Annotated in this window: 13 protein-coding genes, 1 tRNA gene and 1 pseudogene; 8 read left to right on the top strand and 7 right to left on the bottom strand. The window is 69.6% G+C overall.

Going from position 1 to position 16,509, the window contains the following annotated elements; all coding sequences use genetic code 11:
* Window positions 1-70: 70 nt before the first annotated feature.
* Window positions 71-510 (top strand): annotated as a pseudogene (locus tag HNQ79_RS33820) (acyl-CoA dehydrogenase family protein); the annotation flags it as partial.
* A 40-nt stretch (window positions 511-550) separates the two neighbouring features.
* Here the strand turns inward: HNQ79_RS33820 and HNQ79_RS18970 are convergent.
* From HNQ79_RS18970 to HNQ79_RS18955, 4 genes are all read right to left on the bottom strand, one after another.
* Entirely contained in the window at window positions 551-895 is a 345-nt protein-coding gene (locus HNQ79_RS18970; RefSeq protein ID WP_185032571.1) for a rhodanese-like domain-containing protein, read from the bottom strand.
* A gap of 49 nt (window positions 896-944) precedes the next feature.
* The gene (locus HNQ79_RS18965; RefSeq protein WP_185032569.1) at window positions 945-1,787 is read right to left on the bottom strand and encodes a J domain-containing protein; all 843 of its coding nucleotides are present in this window, start codon (window positions 1,785-1,787) and stop codon (window positions 945-947) included.
* Between the two features lie 105 nt (window positions 1,788-1,892).
* Window positions 1,893-3,353 carry a DUF2252 domain-containing protein gene (locus HNQ79_RS18960; RefSeq protein WP_185032694.1) on the bottom strand — a complete coding sequence of 487 codons (1,461 nt, stop codon included), beginning with the start codon at window positions 3,351-3,353 and terminating at the stop codon, window positions 1,893-1,895.
* Between the two features lie 163 nt (window positions 3,354-3,516).
* On the bottom strand, window positions 3,517-4,575 hold the full coding sequence (locus tag HNQ79_RS18955) for a hypothetical protein (RefSeq protein WP_185032567.1): 1,059 nt from the start codon (window positions 4,573-4,575) through the stop codon (window positions 3,517-3,519).
* A 112-nt stretch (window positions 4,576-4,687) separates the two neighbouring features.
* On the opposite strand from HNQ79_RS18955, the gene HNQ79_RS18950 reads away from it, so the two are divergent.
* On the top strand, window positions 4,688-5,194 hold the full coding sequence (locus tag HNQ79_RS18950; RefSeq protein WP_185032565.1) for a MarR family winged helix-turn-helix transcriptional regulator: 507 nt from the start codon (window positions 4,688-4,690) through the stop codon (window positions 5,192-5,194).
* Between the two features lie 39 nt (window positions 5,195-5,233).
* Here the strand turns inward: HNQ79_RS18950 and HNQ79_RS18945 are convergent, their stop codons facing one another.
* Both HNQ79_RS18945 and HNQ79_RS18940 read right to left on the bottom strand, forming a co-directional pair.
* Window positions 5,234-6,919, bottom strand: a complete 1,686-nt coding sequence (locus HNQ79_RS18945) for a glycosyltransferase (protein WP_185032563.1) — start codon at window positions 6,917-6,919, stop codon at window positions 5,234-5,236.
* A gap of 150 nt (window positions 6,920-7,069) precedes the next feature.
* Window positions 7,070-7,152 (bottom strand) — tRNA-Leu (locus HNQ79_RS18940).
* Between the two features lie 310 nt (window positions 7,153-7,462).
* Between HNQ79_RS18940 and HNQ79_RS18935 the strand changes: the two genes are divergently transcribed.
* The 6 genes from HNQ79_RS18935 to pknB all read left to right on the top strand — a co-directional run bounded on the left by HNQ79_RS18935 (window position 7,463) and on the right by pknB (window position 15,586).
* The gene (locus tag HNQ79_RS18935) at window positions 7,463-8,326 is read left to right on the top strand and encodes an FHA domain-containing protein (protein ID WP_185032561.1); all 864 of its coding nucleotides are present in this window, start codon (window positions 7,463-7,465) and stop codon (window positions 8,324-8,326) included.
* A gap of 10 nt (window positions 8,327-8,336) precedes the next feature.
* Window positions 8,337-8,858: an FHA domain-containing protein FhaB/FipA gene (locus HNQ79_RS18930; protein ID WP_185032559.1), complete on the top strand. Its 522-nt coding sequence runs from the start codon at window positions 8,337-8,339 to the stop codon at window positions 8,856-8,858.
* Window positions 8,859-9,008: 150 nt separating this feature from the next.
* Window positions 9,009-10,505 carry a PP2C family protein-serine/threonine phosphatase gene (locus HNQ79_RS18925; protein ID WP_185032557.1) on the top strand — a complete coding sequence of 499 codons (1,497 nt, stop codon included), beginning with the start codon at window positions 9,009-9,011 and terminating at the stop codon, window positions 10,503-10,505.
* 15 nt (window positions 10,506-10,520) lie between these two features.
* Complete coding sequence (locus tag HNQ79_RS18920) at window positions 10,521-11,918, top strand: FtsW/RodA/SpoVE family cell cycle protein (RefSeq protein ID WP_185032555.1); 1,398 nt, start codon at window positions 10,521-10,523, stop codon at window positions 11,916-11,918.
* On the top strand, window positions 11,915-13,375 hold the full coding sequence (locus HNQ79_RS18915; protein ID WP_185032553.1) for a peptidoglycan D,D-transpeptidase FtsI family protein: 1,461 nt from the start codon (window positions 11,915-11,917) through the stop codon (window positions 13,373-13,375). The genes HNQ79_RS18920 and HNQ79_RS18915 overlap by 4 nt, the downstream gene beginning before the upstream one ends.
* Window positions 13,376-13,564: 189 nt before the next feature.
* Window positions 13,565-15,586 carry a Stk1 family PASTA domain-containing Ser/Thr kinase gene (gene pknB / locus HNQ79_RS18910; RefSeq protein WP_185032551.1) on the top strand — a complete coding sequence of 674 codons (2,022 nt, stop codon included), beginning with the start codon at window positions 13,565-13,567 and terminating at the stop codon, window positions 15,584-15,586.
* Between the two features lie 149 nt (window positions 15,587-15,735).
* On the opposite strand, the gene HNQ79_RS18905 is transcribed toward pknB, so the two are convergent.
* The gene (locus HNQ79_RS18905; protein WP_185032549.1) at window positions 15,736-16,473 is read right to left on the bottom strand and encodes a class E sortase; all 738 of its coding nucleotides are present in this window, start codon (window positions 16,471-16,473) and stop codon (window positions 15,736-15,738) included.
* Between the last annotated feature and the right edge of the window lie 36 nt (window positions 16,474-16,509).

Genomic DNA, 16,509 nt, shown 5'->3' with positions numbered 1-16,509 from the left:
CTGCAGAAGGTGTTCCGTCTTGACGACTCGTCAGGAGGCGGCGCGCGCACGGTCATCGGAGGGCAGGGCAGTGGAATTTGCCGTCACTGAGGAGCAGCAGGCGGCCACCGAGGCGGCGCGCGCGGGCGGCCTTCCCCAAGGACGGCGCCCGACGCGGTACCCAGCCCTGCGCTCGTCGAGGGGGCGGTCGCCGACGACTTCGACCGCCCCCTGTGGGCGAAGCTCGCGGACGCCGACCTGCTGAGCCTGCTGCTGGCCCCCGAGTACGGGGGTGCGGGGCTGGATCCGGTCGCCCACGAGCGGAGAGCGGCTCGCGGAAATCCGTCTCGCCGCCGGACGCATGCCGGCCGGCGAGGTGATCACCGAGACCGGGGCGGGGGAGTGGAGCTGCGGTCACGGCTCTCCGCCGGCACCTGCGTGCAGGCCCTCGGCCTCGGCGAACGGGTCTGGGCCATGACCGCCGACTACACCTCGCAGCGCGAGCAGTTCGGTTTCCCCGTCGCCACGTTCACGGGCTTGACCGGCCTCCGCGGCTGCGAGCCCGTCCGAGTCAGAGGACGAACGCGGGGGAGTCGCCCTCGGAGACCATGGGCCGGCCGGCACCGTCCCAGGCCAGCATTCCGCCCTCGATGTTCGCCGCGTCGATCCCCTGCTGCACCAGGTACTGGGTGACCTGGGCGGACCGCCCGCCGACCCGGCACATCACATGGGCACGGCGGCCGCCCGCCACGGCCTCGGTGACCTCGCCGAAGCGGGCGACGAAGTCGCTCATCGGCACGTGCAGGGCTCCCTCGACGTGCCCGGCCGCCCACTCGTCGGCCTCACGGACGTCCAGTACCAGGCCGTCAGCCGGTACCGACGCGACGTCCACGGAGGGCAAGGGGGCGAAGTTCATGTGACAGCCTTTCTCGTACATGCAAACGGTGCGCGTTCGCCCCGGAACGCTACTGCACCCACCGGGCGAGTTCGGCCTCGCGCTCGGAGACCTGCGCCAGCAGTTGCCCGGCGATCTCGTCGAGCAGTTGATCGGGGTCCTCCGGCGCCATCCGCAGCATCGACCCGATCGCGGACTCCTCCAGGTCGCGGGCGACGATCGTCAGGAGTTCCTTGCGCCGCGACAACCACTCCAGCCGCGCGTACAGCTCCTCGCTCTCGCTGAGCCGTGTCTCGGGCACCGGGCCGGCCGCCCACTCGTCGGACAGCTCGCGCAGCAGCTTCTCGTCGCCGCGCGAGTAGGCGGCGTTGACCCGGGTGATGAACTCCTCGCGCCGGTTGCGCTCCTTGTCCTCCCTGGCCAGGTCGGGGTGCGCCTTGCGCACCAGGTCGCGGTAGAGCTTGCGGGCCTCCTCGCTGGGCCGCACCCGCTCCGGGGGGCGCACCGGCTGCTCGGTCAGCATCGCGGCGGCCTCCGGCGACAAGCCGTCCGAGTCCATCCAGTCGTGGAAAAGCTCCTCCACGCCCGGCATGGGCATGACCAGCGCTCGCGCCTCCTGCGCCCTGGCCACATCCTCCGGGTCCCCGGTCTGCCGGGCCTTGGCCTCCGCGATCTGGGCGTCCAGCTCGTCCAGCCGCGCGTACATCGGGCCCAGCTTCTGGTGGTGCAGCCGGGAGAAGTTCTCGACCTCGATCCGGAAGGTGTCCACCGCGATCTCGAACTCGATCAACGCCTGCTCGGCGGCACCTACCGCCCGCTCCAGCCGAGCCTCGGGCCGCGCCCCGGCCGGGGCCTCACCGGGCTGTACGTCTTCATTGGGGGTAACCGGTCCCCCGGCGGCATCCTGAGTCACCCGACCAGCCTACGGTCCCGGCCGAGGGGGAGGGCCCCGCCCGCTACCGGCCCGGCATCGCGTGTCGACCGCGGAGGGCTGCGCCCCCTCCTGGGCCCGGCTCCGTCACACCCCCCTCTCCGCCGCTATCCGCCCGTCCTTGATCGCCGCCACCAATACCGCGTGGTCCGCCTCCGTACGGTCCGCGTAGGCGACCGCGAAATCGGCGACCGCCTCGTCGAACTCGTCGTTCTTGCCGCAGTACCCGGCCACCACCTCCGGGTCGGCGCTGTGCGCGTGCGCCCTGGCCAGGAGCGCGCCGGTCATCCGCCCGTAGTCGTCGACCTGGTTGGCGGGGAGCGCCGTCGGGTCCACGCTCCCCTTCCGGTTCCTGAACTGCCGCACCTGGAAGGGCAGGCCCTCGACTGTGCACCACCCGAGCAGGATGTCGCTGACGACCTGCATCCGTTTCTGGCCGAGGACCACCCGCCGCCCCTCGTGCGCCGGCTCCGGTATCGCGAACCCGGCTTTCGGGAGGTACGGGACCAGGGCCGACGCCCGTGCCTCCTTCACCTGCAGGACGAGCGGCTCCCCGCGGTGGTCGAGCAGCAGCACCACGTACGAGCGGGTTCCCACGCTCCCGGTGCCGACCACCCGGAACGCCACATCGTGGATCGCGTACCTGGCCAGCAGTGGCAGGCGGTCCTCCGCCACCGTCTCCAGGTAGCCGCCGAGCGCCGACGCCACTGCGGACGCCTCGGCGTCCGCCACCCGGCGCAGCACCGGAGGGGCGTCCACGAACCGGCGGCTGCCGCCCTCGGCGGGCTCCGTGGAACGGGCGGCGAAGCGTGCGCTGGTGTTCCTGCGGGCCTTCTCCGACACCCGCTCCAGCGTGCCCAGCAGATCCCGGGCGTCGGTGTGCGAGACGAGTTCCTCGTCGGCTATCGCGTTCCAGGCGTCGGCCACGGGCATCCGCGCGAGCAGCCGCATGGTCCGCCGGTAAGCCCCGACCGCGTCGCGGGCTCCCTGACGGCAGGTGTCCTCGTCGGCCCCGGTCTCGCGTGCGGCGAGCACCAGCGAGGTCGCGAGCCGCTTGACGTCCCACTCCCACGGCCCGACCACCGTCTCGTCGAAGTCGTTGAGGTCGATGACGAGCCGGCCGCCGGCGTCGCCGTACAGCCCGAAGTTCGCCGCGTGCGCATCGCCGCATATCTGGGCGCCGACCCCGGTCACGGGTGTGCCCGCCAGGTCGTACGCCATCAGTCCGGCCGCCCCTCGCAGGAAGGCGAACGGGCTGGCTGCCATACGTCCTACGCGTACCGGCGTGAGCGAGGCGACCCGTCCCCGGCTGGATTCCTCGACGGCGCGCACCGCGTCGGGGCGGTCCACGTCGAGCACCAGCGCGCGGTGCGCCTCCCGTGGCGTGCGGTCCCGCAGCGCCTTCCCCTCCTTCTTGCGTGAACGGGTCCGCCCGGCCTCCGGTCCGGCCGCCTTCGCACGCCGCGCGAATCCCTCCACCACCGGAATTCGCTCGGATTCTGTCCCTTGCCCGGCCTCGTTCGTCACGAGCCGCCTCCCCCGCTGCATACCGCCCGACAGCCGTTCGGTACGGCTGATTTTCAACTCCTCATGAAGGTAGCGCCGTTGTCCCGGCCGCGCCGCAGCCCCCTGTGGATAACCCGGCATTAGTACGACGAACGGTCCCGGACCAGGTCCGGGACCGTTCGTCGCGCGCCCTCTCACGCCCGGCTCACACGCCGACCGCTTCCTCCAGCTCCTCCTCCACCGAACGCTCTTCCACCACCGGTGCCGCGTGCGCCACCTTCCGCCTCCGTGCGTTCTCCGACGCCGCTGCCGCTCCCATGACCGCCGCACCGGCCGCGAACCAAAGCGCCAGCACCAGGACGTTCCGGCCGACGCCGGTCCCGTCGAAGTACACGTGGCCGCGCACCCCCTCGATGAAGCCGGCTCCGTTCCAGAAGGAGTGCAGCGAGGCGAAGAAGCCGGACTGGAGCTCAGGCTTGAAGATGCCGCCGGAGCTGGTGAAGTTCAGCATGACGAACAGCACCATCACGCCCAGCGTCGTCCACCTCTTGAGGAAGGTGTGCAGTCCGACGCCGACCAGCAGGATGCCCGCCGCGTACAGCCATGCCATCGCCCACAGGCCGGGCAGCCCCTGGTCCACCAGGTGGAACAGCGGCCCGGCGAAGACGGCGCCGATCGCGCTGACCACCAGCGACATGCCCAGTGCCAGCAACGCCCTGATCCGCAGCGGCAGCACCGCGCCGGCTCCGCCGATCACCGCGACCGAAGCGTACGAGCCGATACTCAGCGCGACGAGAAGGAAGAACAGCCCCTGCCCCGTCGGGTCGCCCTTCGACACCGGCACCACGTCCGTCACCCGGAGCGGCGCGCCCTGCTCAGCGGCGACTTGTGTGAAGACCTTCTGGACGACGGTCGCCGTCGTGTCGGACTCGGCGGTGGCGACCATCAGCTCGGGCTTCCCACCCGGCACGTACGCCCCGTAGGTCTCCCGGCCCTTGAGCCGCGCCTCGGCGGCCGAACGGTCGGCGACGGTACGCACGTCGAGTGCCCCCGCCCCCTTGTCGTGCAGCGTCTGCGCCAGCACCTGGGCGCTCGCACCGGACCCGACGACGTCGACCCGCAGGCCGTGCGGCTCGGGGGCGTGAAAAGCGCCGAGGTAGGCCAGGCCCATACCGACGCACATCAGCAGCGGCGTGAGGAGGTGGCCGAGAACGTGCCGCAGCGACGCTCCCGTACTGCTCGGACCGGTGGGGGACGCAGACATCAACGGGCTCCAGCACACATGACGGGGACGGCAGAGGAGGCAGTGGTTGGCTATTACAACCACCAATACAGATGTACTCTACAACCAGTCGACCGGAGGGCAAACCACCCCCATGACCACCCAGCACACCCCGGGCCAGCATCCCCCTGACCCGCAGCAGCATCAGGACCACCGGCGCCCCAACGGTCCCGCACGCCCACGGCGCACCCACGCCGTCGACACCATCGAGCGCGAACTGACCGCCTTCGCCCGCCGGGCCCGCGCCACCGCCGCCCGGCTCCACCCCGACCTGCCCCTGGTCTCGTACACGCTTCTCGCGCACATCCACGACCAGCGGGACTGCCGCGCCACCGACCTCGCAACCCACTACATGCTCGACAAGTCCACCGTCAGCCGGCAGCTGACCACCCTGGAGAAGCTCGGTCTGATGGAACGCCGCCCCGACCCCGACGACCACCGCGTCCAAGTCCTGCACACCACGGATGCGGGCGCCGCCGCCCTCACCGCCACCCACGCCAGCCGCCACGCGGCCTATCAGGAGCGCCTCGCCGACTGGTCCGAGGCCGACCTCGCCCGCTTCGCGGCCTACCTTCTGCGCTACAACAACAGCCCCTCGTAGCTGCGACGTCGACGTCGTACGCCCACGGATGTCGCACCTCTAGAACCGCACGCTCCACACCGTCGCCGCCCCCGCCGAGCCACCATCCGTTGCGGGCACGCGCAGCAGCGTCGCGTCCCGGCCGTCGATCAGCCGCCGCACCCCCGCCGCGTCCGGCTGCAGCCGCCCCTTCTCGAACCGTACGAAGCTCACGCGCGTCCCCCGCGGCACGCTCGCTTCCCCCACCCGCTCCCCGTACTGCCGGTACGTCACCGCGTCGCACCCGGAGTACCAGCCGAACTCCGGCTCGTACCCGGTGACGATCAGGCAGCCCTCCCCGCCCTGCGCCGCCAGCGCCCGCGCCACCGGCACCGTCGAGACGCCCAGCGCCGTCGGCCCCGGCATCGCCCCGTGCGCCACCACCTGCGCCGTCCCGAGCACCGTCACCCCGGCCAGCACCGCCAGGGACGCCAGGACCCGCGGCGCCCACGCGCGCGTGCACTCCGCCAAGGCCTGTACGCCCAGAATCGTCAGCAGCGTCACCGGAAGGTACACGAAGCGCGGTTCGCCGTCCGTGGCCACGCCCAGCACCACGAACACCAGCAGTGCCGCAGTCCCCAGGAACACCCGCCGCCGGTCGTCCTCCCGCACGCCGGGGCCCCCGGTGCCCCGGCCGCCCCGCACCCGCCGCCAGGCGGCGAACGCCGCGCACACACCGGCGGCCATCACCACCGCCCCCAGATCCCCGGCCAGCCGGTACGGGAAGACGCTCAGGTAGTACAACAGCCCGTCGCCCACGTACTCGCGGTTGGCCTGCGAGGTCGCCGACAGGATCATCCCCAGTGGCTTCCCGGTCCGCTCCACCGCGTAGAGCAGGTGCGGTACGAGCCCCAGCAGGAGCAGTCCGGCCGCCGCCCACAGCCACCGCCCGAACGCCCACCAGGACCGCGGCCCGTACGCGAAGACGCCAGCAGCCGCGACGGCCAGCAGGTTGCCCACCACCCCGTACCGCAGATAGAAGGCGGCCAGCGCGACGACCGGCACGAACAGCAACGCGATCCGCCCCGCCCGGCTCCCGGCCCGCTCCTGCGCCGTGACCAGCAGGAACACCACGACGAGCAGCAGCGCGGTGGCCCCGATGTCGTTGAGGAACTCCGGCACGCGCCGCAGGAATCCCAGGCCGCTCAGCAGCACCAGGACCACCACCACGGCCCGCCGCGGCGTCGTCCACGCGCGTGCCACGAGGTACGTCGTGCACAACATCACCAGCGCGAGTACCAGGGTGACTGCCCGCAGGGCTCCCATGCCTCCACCGGAGGCGGGTCCCTCGTACCCCGTCAGCCACAGCGCGAGCGCGCCCAGGGCGGGCAGCCCGACCGGGCGGTAGACGCCCCAGCCCGCGTCCGGCGTCCCGTCGAACCAGAAGCGGGCCTTGTTCGCGTAGACCGCCTCCTCGTGGCCCAGGTAGGGCTCGAAGTCCTGCAGCCACACCCACGCCCCGGCCGCCGAGGCCAGCACGACGGCGACGTACACCCAGGCCGGAACCCGCCGCAGCCGCTCTTCGAAAGAGGTCCAGGGACCGGGAACTCCGTCGCGCCGCGGCCCGTTCTCCAGCCACCAGGGCTTCGCTGCCAGCCACAGCACCGCGGCGAGCAGCAGGTAGGGCCACGGCTGCCAGCCGGGCAGCCAGCCCCCGAGCCCCACGGCGAGCATCAGCTGCTGCGCGGCGGCGAGCACCGTCAGCACGAGCGCGCCGGCTCCGTAAACCCTCGCCCGCGCCACAACCGCCTCCGAAGCCCCACCGACAGAAAGGAACGAACGTAAAAGGACAAACAGGAAAAGGACATACAGAAACGGGCCTCACCGTTTTTCACGGTGAGACCCGAATCCCTGAAGTGCGCGAGGGGGGATTTGAACCCCCACGTCCCGAAGGACACTGGCACCTGAAGCCAGCGCGTCTGCCGTTCCGCCACTCGCGCATGAGTGATGTCGTTCGATTCGCCGCACTGGTTTGTGCGACTGGCTGGCGACAAGAAGAAGATTAGCACGGTGGCCGGGGTGGGTTCGCACGCATAGTTTGCGGGGACCCGCCAGTGGAACGACGGCCTCCACGACCCACTCCGCAAGGGAGGAAGACGCGTGCGGGACACTGTCAGGCAGCCACCTCTACGATCCCTTGTGAGGGGTGACACTCATGGACTGGGCGGACAAGGGGAACCAGCCGTTTTCCCGGCGCGTGGATACGATCAGTAAGCAGTACCAGGACGACATCGACGGAGGAGGTGCCCCATGGGAGTCCTGAAGCGTTTCGAACAAAAGCTCGAAGGCATGGTGAACGGCACCTTCGCCAAGGTCTTCAAGTCCGAGGTCCAGCCCGTCGAGATCGCCGGAGCCCTCCAGCGCGAGTGCGACAACAACGCGACGATCTGGAACCGGGATCGGACCGTCGTCCCCAACGACTTCATCGTCGAGCTCAGCACTCCCGACTACGAGCGTCTGAGCCCGTACTCAGGACAGCTGGGCGACGAGCTCTCCGGCCTGGTCCGCGACTACGCGAAGCAGCAGCGCTACACCTTCATGGGCCCCATCAAGGTCCACCTGGAGAAGGCCGACGACCTCGACACAGGTCTCTACCGGGTACGCAGCCGCACTCTCGCGTCCAGTACGTCGCAGGTCACCACCCCCGCCGACGCCGATCCCGCACCCCCCGCCGCCCCGCGCGGCGGCGGTTACGGCTACCCGCCCTCCTCCTCGGCGGGCGCACCACCCATGCCCCAGGCCCCGCCCGGCGGCCCCGCCCGTCCCGCCCCAGGCGCGGACCGGCGCGGACCGGCCGCGGCGCCCGCAGGCCCCGGACCCATGCCCGGCGCCCCGACGAGACGGTGGATCGAGATCAACGGCAACCGCCACCAGATCTCCCGTCCCACCCTCGTCATGGGCCGCAGCACCGAGGCCGACGTACGGATCGACGACCCCGGCGTCTCCCGCCGGCACTGCGAGATCCGCGTCGGCACACCCGCGACGATCCAGGACCTCGGGTCCACCAACGGCATCGTGGTGGACGGGCAGCACACCACCCGCGCTACGCTCCGCGACGGCTCGCGGATCGTCGTGGGCAGCACCACCATCGTTTACCGGCAAGCCGAAGGGTGAAGCGGGGGCAATGTCAGAGCTGACCCTGACGGTCATGCGGCTAGGTTTCCTAGCTGTCCTGTGGCTATTCGTAATCGTGGCCGTCCAGGTCATCCGCAGCGACCTGTTCGGCACTCGTGTCACGCAGCGCGGCTCACGCCGCGGCAATGCGCCCGACACGCGTGCCCCACAACAGAACACCGGCGGGGGGCGCCAGCAGGCCGCTCCCCCGCCACAACAACAGAGGCAGCGCCGCGGCGCCCCGACCAAGCTCGTCGTCTCCGAAGGCAGCCTCACCGGAACAACGGTGGCGCTCCAGGGGCAGACGATCACGCTGGGCCGGGCGCACGATTCGACGATCGTGCTGGACGACGACTACGCGTCCAGCAGGCATGCCAGGATCTACCCGGACCGCGACGGCAACTGGATCGTCGAGGACCTGGGATCCACCAACGGCACCTATCTCGACCGGAACCGGCTCACCACGCCGCAACCGATTCCGCTGGGCGCACCGATCCGCATCGGCAAGACCGTCATCGAGCTGCGGAAGTAGTACGACAATGAGCGAGCGGAGCGAGCGAGCCGCGTCGGCCCCCGCGCGGGGCCCCAGGGCCCTGTCCACGGGCCCTGGCGCGCTCCCGACCGGAGGGTGGGCAGTGTGGCTCGAAACCCGGTGTACCCGGAGCCGACGGGCGAGGTGCGTATGAGTCTGTCCCTGCGCTTCGCCGCCGGATCCCACAAGGGCATGATCCGGGAGGGCAACGAGGACTCCGGCTACGCCGGCCCCCGCCTTCTCGCGATCGCCGACGGCATGGGCGGCCAGGCCGCCGGCGAGGTCGCCTCCTCCGAGGTGATCTCGACGCTGGTCCAGCTCGACGACGACGTACCCGGGTCGGACATCCTGACCTCCCTGGGCACCGCCGTGCAGCGGGCCAACGACCAGCTCCGCATGATGGTCGAGGAGGACTCCCAGCTGGAGGGCATGGGCACCACGCTCACCGCCCTGCTGTGGACGGGCCAGCGCCTGGGTCTCGTCCACGTCGGCGACTCCCGCGCGTACCTGCTGCGCGACGGCGTCCTCACCCAGATCACGCAGGACCACACCTGGGTGCAGCGCCTCGTCGACGAGGGCCGCATCACCGAGGAGGAAGCCACCACCCACCCGCAGAGGTCCCTCCTCATGCGCGCCCTGGGCAGCGGCGACCACGTGGAACCCGACCTCTCCATCCGTGAGGTGCGGGTCGGCGACCGCTATCTGATCTGCTCCGACGGCCTGTCGGGCGTCGTCTCCCACCAGACGATGGAGGAGACGCTCGCCAGCTACCAGGGCCCGCAGGACACCGTCCAGCACCTGATCGAGCTGGCACTGCGCGGCGGCGGCCCCGACAACATCACCTGCATCGTGGCCGACGTCCTGGACGTCGACGGCAGCGACACCCTGGCCGGGCAGCTCAGCGACACCCCCGTCGTGGTCGGCGCGGTCGCCGAGAACCAGATGCCGCTCGGTGACACCCGCGGCATGCAGACCGCGGCCGGCCGCGCCGCGGGCCTCGGCCGCCCCGCCTCCCCGCAGTCCCAGTCCCCCTCGGGGAACTTCGGTCCGGCCGGCAGCGGCGGGTACGGCGGAAGCACGCCCGACGACACGTTCGACATGTACGACGGCGAGGACTTCGTGAAGTCCCCGGGCCGCAAGTGGTTCAAGAGATCCTTCTACGCCGTGCTCGCCCTCGCCGTCATCGGCGGCGGTCTGTACGCCGGTTACCGCTGGACCCAGACCCAGTACTACGTCGGCGCCAACAGCGAACACGTCGCGCTGTACCGGGGCGTGGATCAGGACCTGCCATGGGTCTCCCTCTCGAAGGTCGAGAAGGACCATCCCGAGATCGAACTCAAGTACCTCCCTGACTTCCAGGCCAAGGAGGTCAAGGACACGCTGCCCGCGAGGGACCTCGCCCAGGCACGCGAGAAGATCGAAAGGCTCTGGCTCCAGGCGACCGCCTGCAAGAAGAAGTCCGAACAGCGCACCGCACCGCCGCCGAAGCCGCCGGCCAAGCCCGAACCCGGCAAGACGCCGGCACCGGGCGACAAGACTCCGCCGAACACAGCCACGCCCACTTCCAGTGCTCCCGCACCCGGTCCCACGCTGTCCGAGGAAGAGCAGGAACTGGCCTCGCAGTGCGGTAAGCCGGCCACACCGTAGGGGGCCCCACACACCATGAGCGTTGTCACCAACACGACCACCATCGGCGCGATCGAAGCCCCGAGCAGGCGCAACACCGAACTGCTCATGCTCGCGTTCGCCGTCGCCATCCCGGTCTTCGCGTACGCCAATGTCGGCCTCGCCAAGGACGGCAGTCTGCCCGCGGGCATGCTCGGGTACGGAATCGGGCTCAGCCTCCTTGCCGGAGTCGCGCACCTGATGATGCGCAAGTTCGCCAAGTACGCGGACCCGCTGATGCTGCCCATCGCCACCCTGCTCAACGGGCTGGGGCTCGTACTGATCTGGCGGCTCGACCAGGAGCCGTCACTGGGCAAGGCCATGGCGCCCAACCAGCTGATGTGGTCGACCGTCGGTGTCGCACTCTTCCTGGGCGTGCTGCTGGTTCTCAAGGACCACCGTGTGCTCCAGCGCTACACGTACATCTCGATGGTGGTGGCCCTGGTCCTGCTGATCCTGCCGATGTTCTTCCCCGGCGTGAACGGCGCGAAGATCTGGATCACCATCCCCGGCGTCGGCTCGCTCCAGCCGGGCGAGTTCGCCAAGATCATCATCGCGATCTTCTTCGCGGGCTATCTCATGGTGAAACGCGACGCCCTCGCGCTGGCCAGCCGCCGGTTCATGGGGATGTACCTGCCGCGCGGCCGCGACCTCGGACCGATCCTCGCGATCTGGGCGCTCAGCCTGATGATCCTGATCTTCGAGACCGACCTCGGCACCTCGTTGCTGTTCTTCGGCCTCTTCGTGATCATGCTGTACGTCGCCACGGAACGCACCAGCTGGGTCGTCTTCGGCCTCACCCTGAGCGCGGCGGGCGCGGTCGGCGTGGCCGCCTTCGCCACGCACGTGCAGTCTCGCGTCAACGACTGGCTGAACCCGCTGGCCACGAAGTGTGTGAACGGCGAATGCGGCCTCGTCACCGAGACCGCCCAGGCCATGTTCTCCTTCGGCTCGGGTGGCCTCTTCGGCTCCGGACTCGGCCAGGGCTACTCACGCTTCATCGGCGGCATCGCCCCCAAGAGCGACTACATCCTCGCCACCGTCGGCGAAGAGCTCGGCCTCACCGGCCTGATGGCGATCATCCTGCTGTACGGCCTGCTCATCGAACGCGGCATCCGCACCGCCCTGGCCGCCCGCGACCCCTTCGGCAAGCTCCTCGCGATCGGCCTTTCCGGTGCCTTCGCCCTCCAGGTCTTCGTCGTCGCCGGCGGCGTCACCGGCCTGATTCCGCTCACCGGTATGACCATGCCGTTCCTGGCCCAGGGTGGTTCCTCCGTGATCGCCAACTGGGCGCTGGTTGCCATCCTGCTGCGCATCAGCGACACCGCGCGCAGGCCCGCGCCGGCCCCTGCCCCGTCCCCCGACGCCGAGATGACCCAGGTGGTCCGAACGTGAACAAGCCCCTGCGCCGGGTCGCGATCTTCTGCGGAATCCTGATCCTGGCTCTGCTCGTACGAGTCAACTGGGTCCAGTACGCCCAGGCGGACAAGCTCAAGACCCACAAGGACAACCGGCGCGTGCTCGTCGAGCGTTACGCCCACCCGCGGGGCGACATCGTCGTCGACGGCAAGGCGATCACCGGTTCCGTCGAGGCCAAGAGCGGCGACCTCAAGTACAAGCGCACGTACAAGGACGGCGCCATGTGGGCCCCCGTCACTGGCTTCGCCTCCCAGGTCTACGGCGCCACGCAGCTGGAGAGCATCCACGACGGCATCCTGACCGGCACCGACGACCGTCTCTTCTTCGACCGCACGCTCTCCCTGTTCACGGGCGAGCAGAAGAAGGGCGGCAACGTCGTCACGACCCTCAACGGTGACGCCCAGCGTGCCGCTTTCGACGGGTTGAAGGGCAAGAAGGGGGCCGTAGCGGCTCTCGACCCCAGGACCGGCAAGATTCTCGCGCTGGCCAGCGCTCCCTCGTACGACCCATCCAAGATCTCCGGTATGGGCGACGCCGAAGAGTGGAAGAAGCTCGACAAGAAGGTCAACCCGGACGATCCCTCGCTCAACCGGGCGCTGCGCCAGACGTACCCGCCGGGGTCGACGTTCAAGGTCGTGACGGCTGCCGCGGCACTGGAGCACGAGAAGTACCCGGACATCGACGCGGCCACCGATTCGCCGTTTCCGTGGAAGCTGCCCCAGTCTTCGACGCTCCTGCCCAACGACGGCAACCACCCCTGCGAGAACGCCAGCCTGCGGGTGGCCCTCCAGTGGTCCTGCAACACCGTCTTCGGCAAGATCGGCTCCGACCTCGGCCGGGAGAAGATGCAGGAGACGGCGGAGAAGTTCGGCTTCAACAGCGAACAGTTCACGCCCGTTCGTTCCAACGCGAGCGTGTGGCCCAAGGAGATGAACCCGCCGTCGACCGCCCTCTCCGCCATCGGCCAGTTCGAGACCGCCGCCACCCCTCTCCAGATGGCCATGGTCACCGCCGCCATCGCCAACGACGGCAAGCTGATGCAGCCGTACATGGTCGACAAGCTGACCGACCCCAACCTGGACGTCATCAAGCAGACCGACCCGGTCGAGATGAGCCGGCCGCTGTCTGCCGACAACGCCCAGAAGGTCCAGCAGATGATGGAAACCGTGGTCAAGGACGGCACCGGCAAGAACGCGCAGATCAACGGCGTCACGGTCGGCGGCAAGACCGGTACCGCCCAGCACGGCATCAACAACGACAAGAATCCGTACGCCTGGTTCATCTCCTACGCCAAGACCGACAAGGGCTCCCCCGTCGCCGTCGCCGTCGTGGTGGAGGACAGCGAGGCCGCTCGTGGCGACATCTCCGGTGGTGGCCTCGCCGCACCCATCGCGAAGAGCGTCATGGAGGCGGTTCTCGACCGCTCCAAGTAGCCACTCGCGGGCCGGTACGTGACAGAGGTCACGGAACCGGCCCGCTGTCATACGCGACGTACCGGTCAGGTATCAGGTGACGGTCGCAGGCCAACCCGGTGCGGGCCGCCCGGTACCGTATGCGCGAACAGCACACCGCCGGACCACGCACGGGTGCGGTCGGGACAGACGGAGAGGGCTGGATTACCTATGGAAGAGCCGCGTCGCCTCGGCGGCCGGTATGAGCTGGGCTCGGTGCTCGGTCGTGGTGGCATGGCCGAGGTCTACCTCGCCCAGGACACCCGGCTCGGCCGCACCGTCGCTGTGAAGACGCTGCGGGTGGACCTCGCCCGCGACCCGTCCTTCCAGGCCCGGTTCCGCCGTGAGGCCCAGTCGGCCGCCTCGCTCAACCACCCGGCGATCGTCGCCGTCTATGACACCGGCGAGGACTACGTCGACAACGTCTCCATCCCGTACATCGTGATGGAGTACGTCGACGGCTCGACCCTGCGCGAACTCCTGCACTCCGGGCGCAAGCTGCTCCCCGAGCGCACCCTGGAGATGACCGTCGGGATCCTCCAGGCCCTGGAGTACTCGCACCGCGCCCAGATCGTCCACCGCGACATCAAGCCCGCCAACGTCATGCTGACGCGCACCGGCCAGGTCAAGGTCATGGACTTCGGCATCGCCCGCGCCATGGGCGACTCCGGCATGACGATGACACAGACCGCCGCCGTCATCGGCACCGCCCAATACCTGTCCCCCGAGCAGGCCAAGGGCGAGCAGGTCGACGCCCGCTCCGACCTCTACTCCACCGGCTGCCTGCTGTACGAACTGCTGGCGGTCCGTCCCCCGTTCATCGGGGACTCACCGGTCGCCGTCGCCTACCAGCACGTCCGGGAAGAACCGCAGCCCCCGTCGAACTTCGACGCCGAGATCACGCCCGAGATGGACGCCATCGTCCTCAAGGCCCTGACCAAGGACCCCGACTACCGCTACCAGTCGGCCGACGAGATGCGCGCCGACATCGAAGCGTGCCTCGACGGACGGCCTGTCGCCGCGACCGCTGCCCTCGGCGCGGTGGGCTACGGCGGCTACGACTCCTACGGCGGCAGCGAACAGCCCACCACCGCCCTGCGGCAGGCCGGCCAGGGCGGCCAGACGGCGATGATGCCGCCCGTGAGCGGCAATGGGAACGGCGACTACGGCACCGGGGGCGGCGGCTACGACGACTCGCACGGCCGTCGTCGGCAACAGCCCAAGAAGAGCAACCTCTCGACGATCCTGCTGGTGGTCGCGGGCATCTGCGTCCTCATCGGCGCCGTTCTGATCGGCAACGAGGTGTTCGGCGACAAGAAGAAGCCTCCGGCCAAGGTCGACGTGCCGCAGCTGGTGGGCATGGAGTTCGCACGGGCTCAGGAAACCGCGACTAGGGCCGAACTCGAGCTCAAGCGCGTCGACCAGCCCTGCGAGGACAAGGAAAAGGGCCTCGTCTGCTCGCAGACCCCGCAGAGCGGCTCCGTCGACAAGAACACCGAGATCCAGGTCGTCGTCTCCACCGGCGCCCCCAAGGAATCGGTGCCCGACGTCATGGAGCAGACCGAGAACCGGGCCCGCAAGCGCCTGACCGACGCCGGCTTCGAGGTCCAGGTCAAGCAGGCCGAGTCCGAGAAGCCCGCGGGCACCGTCATCAGGCAGTCGCCTGACGGTGGGGAACAGGCCGCCAAGGGCTCCGAGGTCGTCATCACCCTCGCCAAGACGAAGCAGCTGGAGGTCCCGGCCCTGTCCGGCCAGACCTACGAGGCGGCCGAGAAGATCCTCAAGGACCTCGGCTTCCAGAACGTCGCCAAGAAGGAGGAGGAGTCCGCCGACAAACCGCCGAACACGGTCATCGGTCAGACCCCCAACGGCAATACCAAAGCCACTCCGGACACGGCCGTCATCCTGACCGTCGCCAAGGCCAAGGAGCCCGAGCCGCCGCCCGCGGACGAGCAGGTCCAGATCCCAGGAGATCTCCTGACCAAGACCTACGGCGAGGTAAAGGGAATCCTGGAGGGCATGGGCCTCAAGGTCGAACCCGCTCCGGGGTCGAAGGACAAGGACGACGCCAGGGTCATCGGCGTCAACCCGCCCGGCGGCAGCACGGTCCCCAAGGGCTCCACGGTCCAGCTGACCGCCTTCGGTGGAGGCGGCGGAGGAGACCACGACCGCGGAGGCGGCATCTTCGACTGACGGACTCCGCGCGGCGGGTGTTTCACGTGAAACATCCGCCGCGCCAATTGTCCGCAGACCGCTAGGACGATGTTTCACGTGAAACGGCGAGGACCGGCACAGTGGCTGTGCCGGTCCTCGCCGTTTCACGTCCCGATGCTTGCGCCCGTCTACCGCAGCTCCGCCGGTGGGGTCCGCTTCTCGTCGACCTTCTCGGTGCGCTCCAGCTCGCCCCACACCACGTAGCGGTACTTCGACGTGAGGACCGGCGTGCATGTGGTCAGCGTGATGTAGCGCCCTGGCTCGGACTTCCCCGACTCCTTGGGCACCGGGTCCAGCACCTTCACGTTGTACTTCGAGGTCTCGGGCAGTGTCGCGTACACCTTGTAGACGTACCAGGTGTCCTTCGTCTCGAAGACGATCGAGTCGCCGTCCTTCAGCTTGTCGATGTTGTGGAACTTGGCACCGTGCCCGTCCCGGTGCGCCGCGAGCGAGAAGTTTCCCTGCTTGTCCCACGGCAGAGCGGCCTTCACCGGCTCCGTGTAGTAGCCCGCGACGCCCGCGTTGAGCCGCTCGGTGTCGGTGCCCTCGGTGACCAGCACCTCACCGTTCTTCATCGCGGGAACATGCAGGAAACCGGCACCGCCTTTTATGTCCCGTGCGCCCGGCGCGCTGCTCTCCCACTGCTGCCGCACCTCGTCGCCCTGCTTGCCCGCCTCGCGGTCCGCCAGGACATTTGTCCACCACAGCGAGTACGCCACGAACAGGCCCAGGACCAGCCCCGCGGTGATCAACAGTTCGCCGAAGACACCGATCGCCGCCGCGATCCGCCCCCGCGGCTTCCACCGCGACGGCGCGGTCTCCGTGTCCGGCCGCTCAACGGCGTTCCGTTCGGTTCTCGCTGCCACCGCACCCGTCCTTCGTGTCCCGGTCCGCGGTCACGG

Source organism: Streptomyces candidus, assembly GCF_014207445.1.
GTDB classification, from domain to species: Bacteria; Actinomycetota; Actinomycetes; order Streptomycetales; family Streptomycetaceae; genus Streptomyces; species Streptomyces candidus.
Note: the sequence above shows the minus strand (reverse complement) of the source record. Positions and strands in the feature narration are given on the sequence as shown.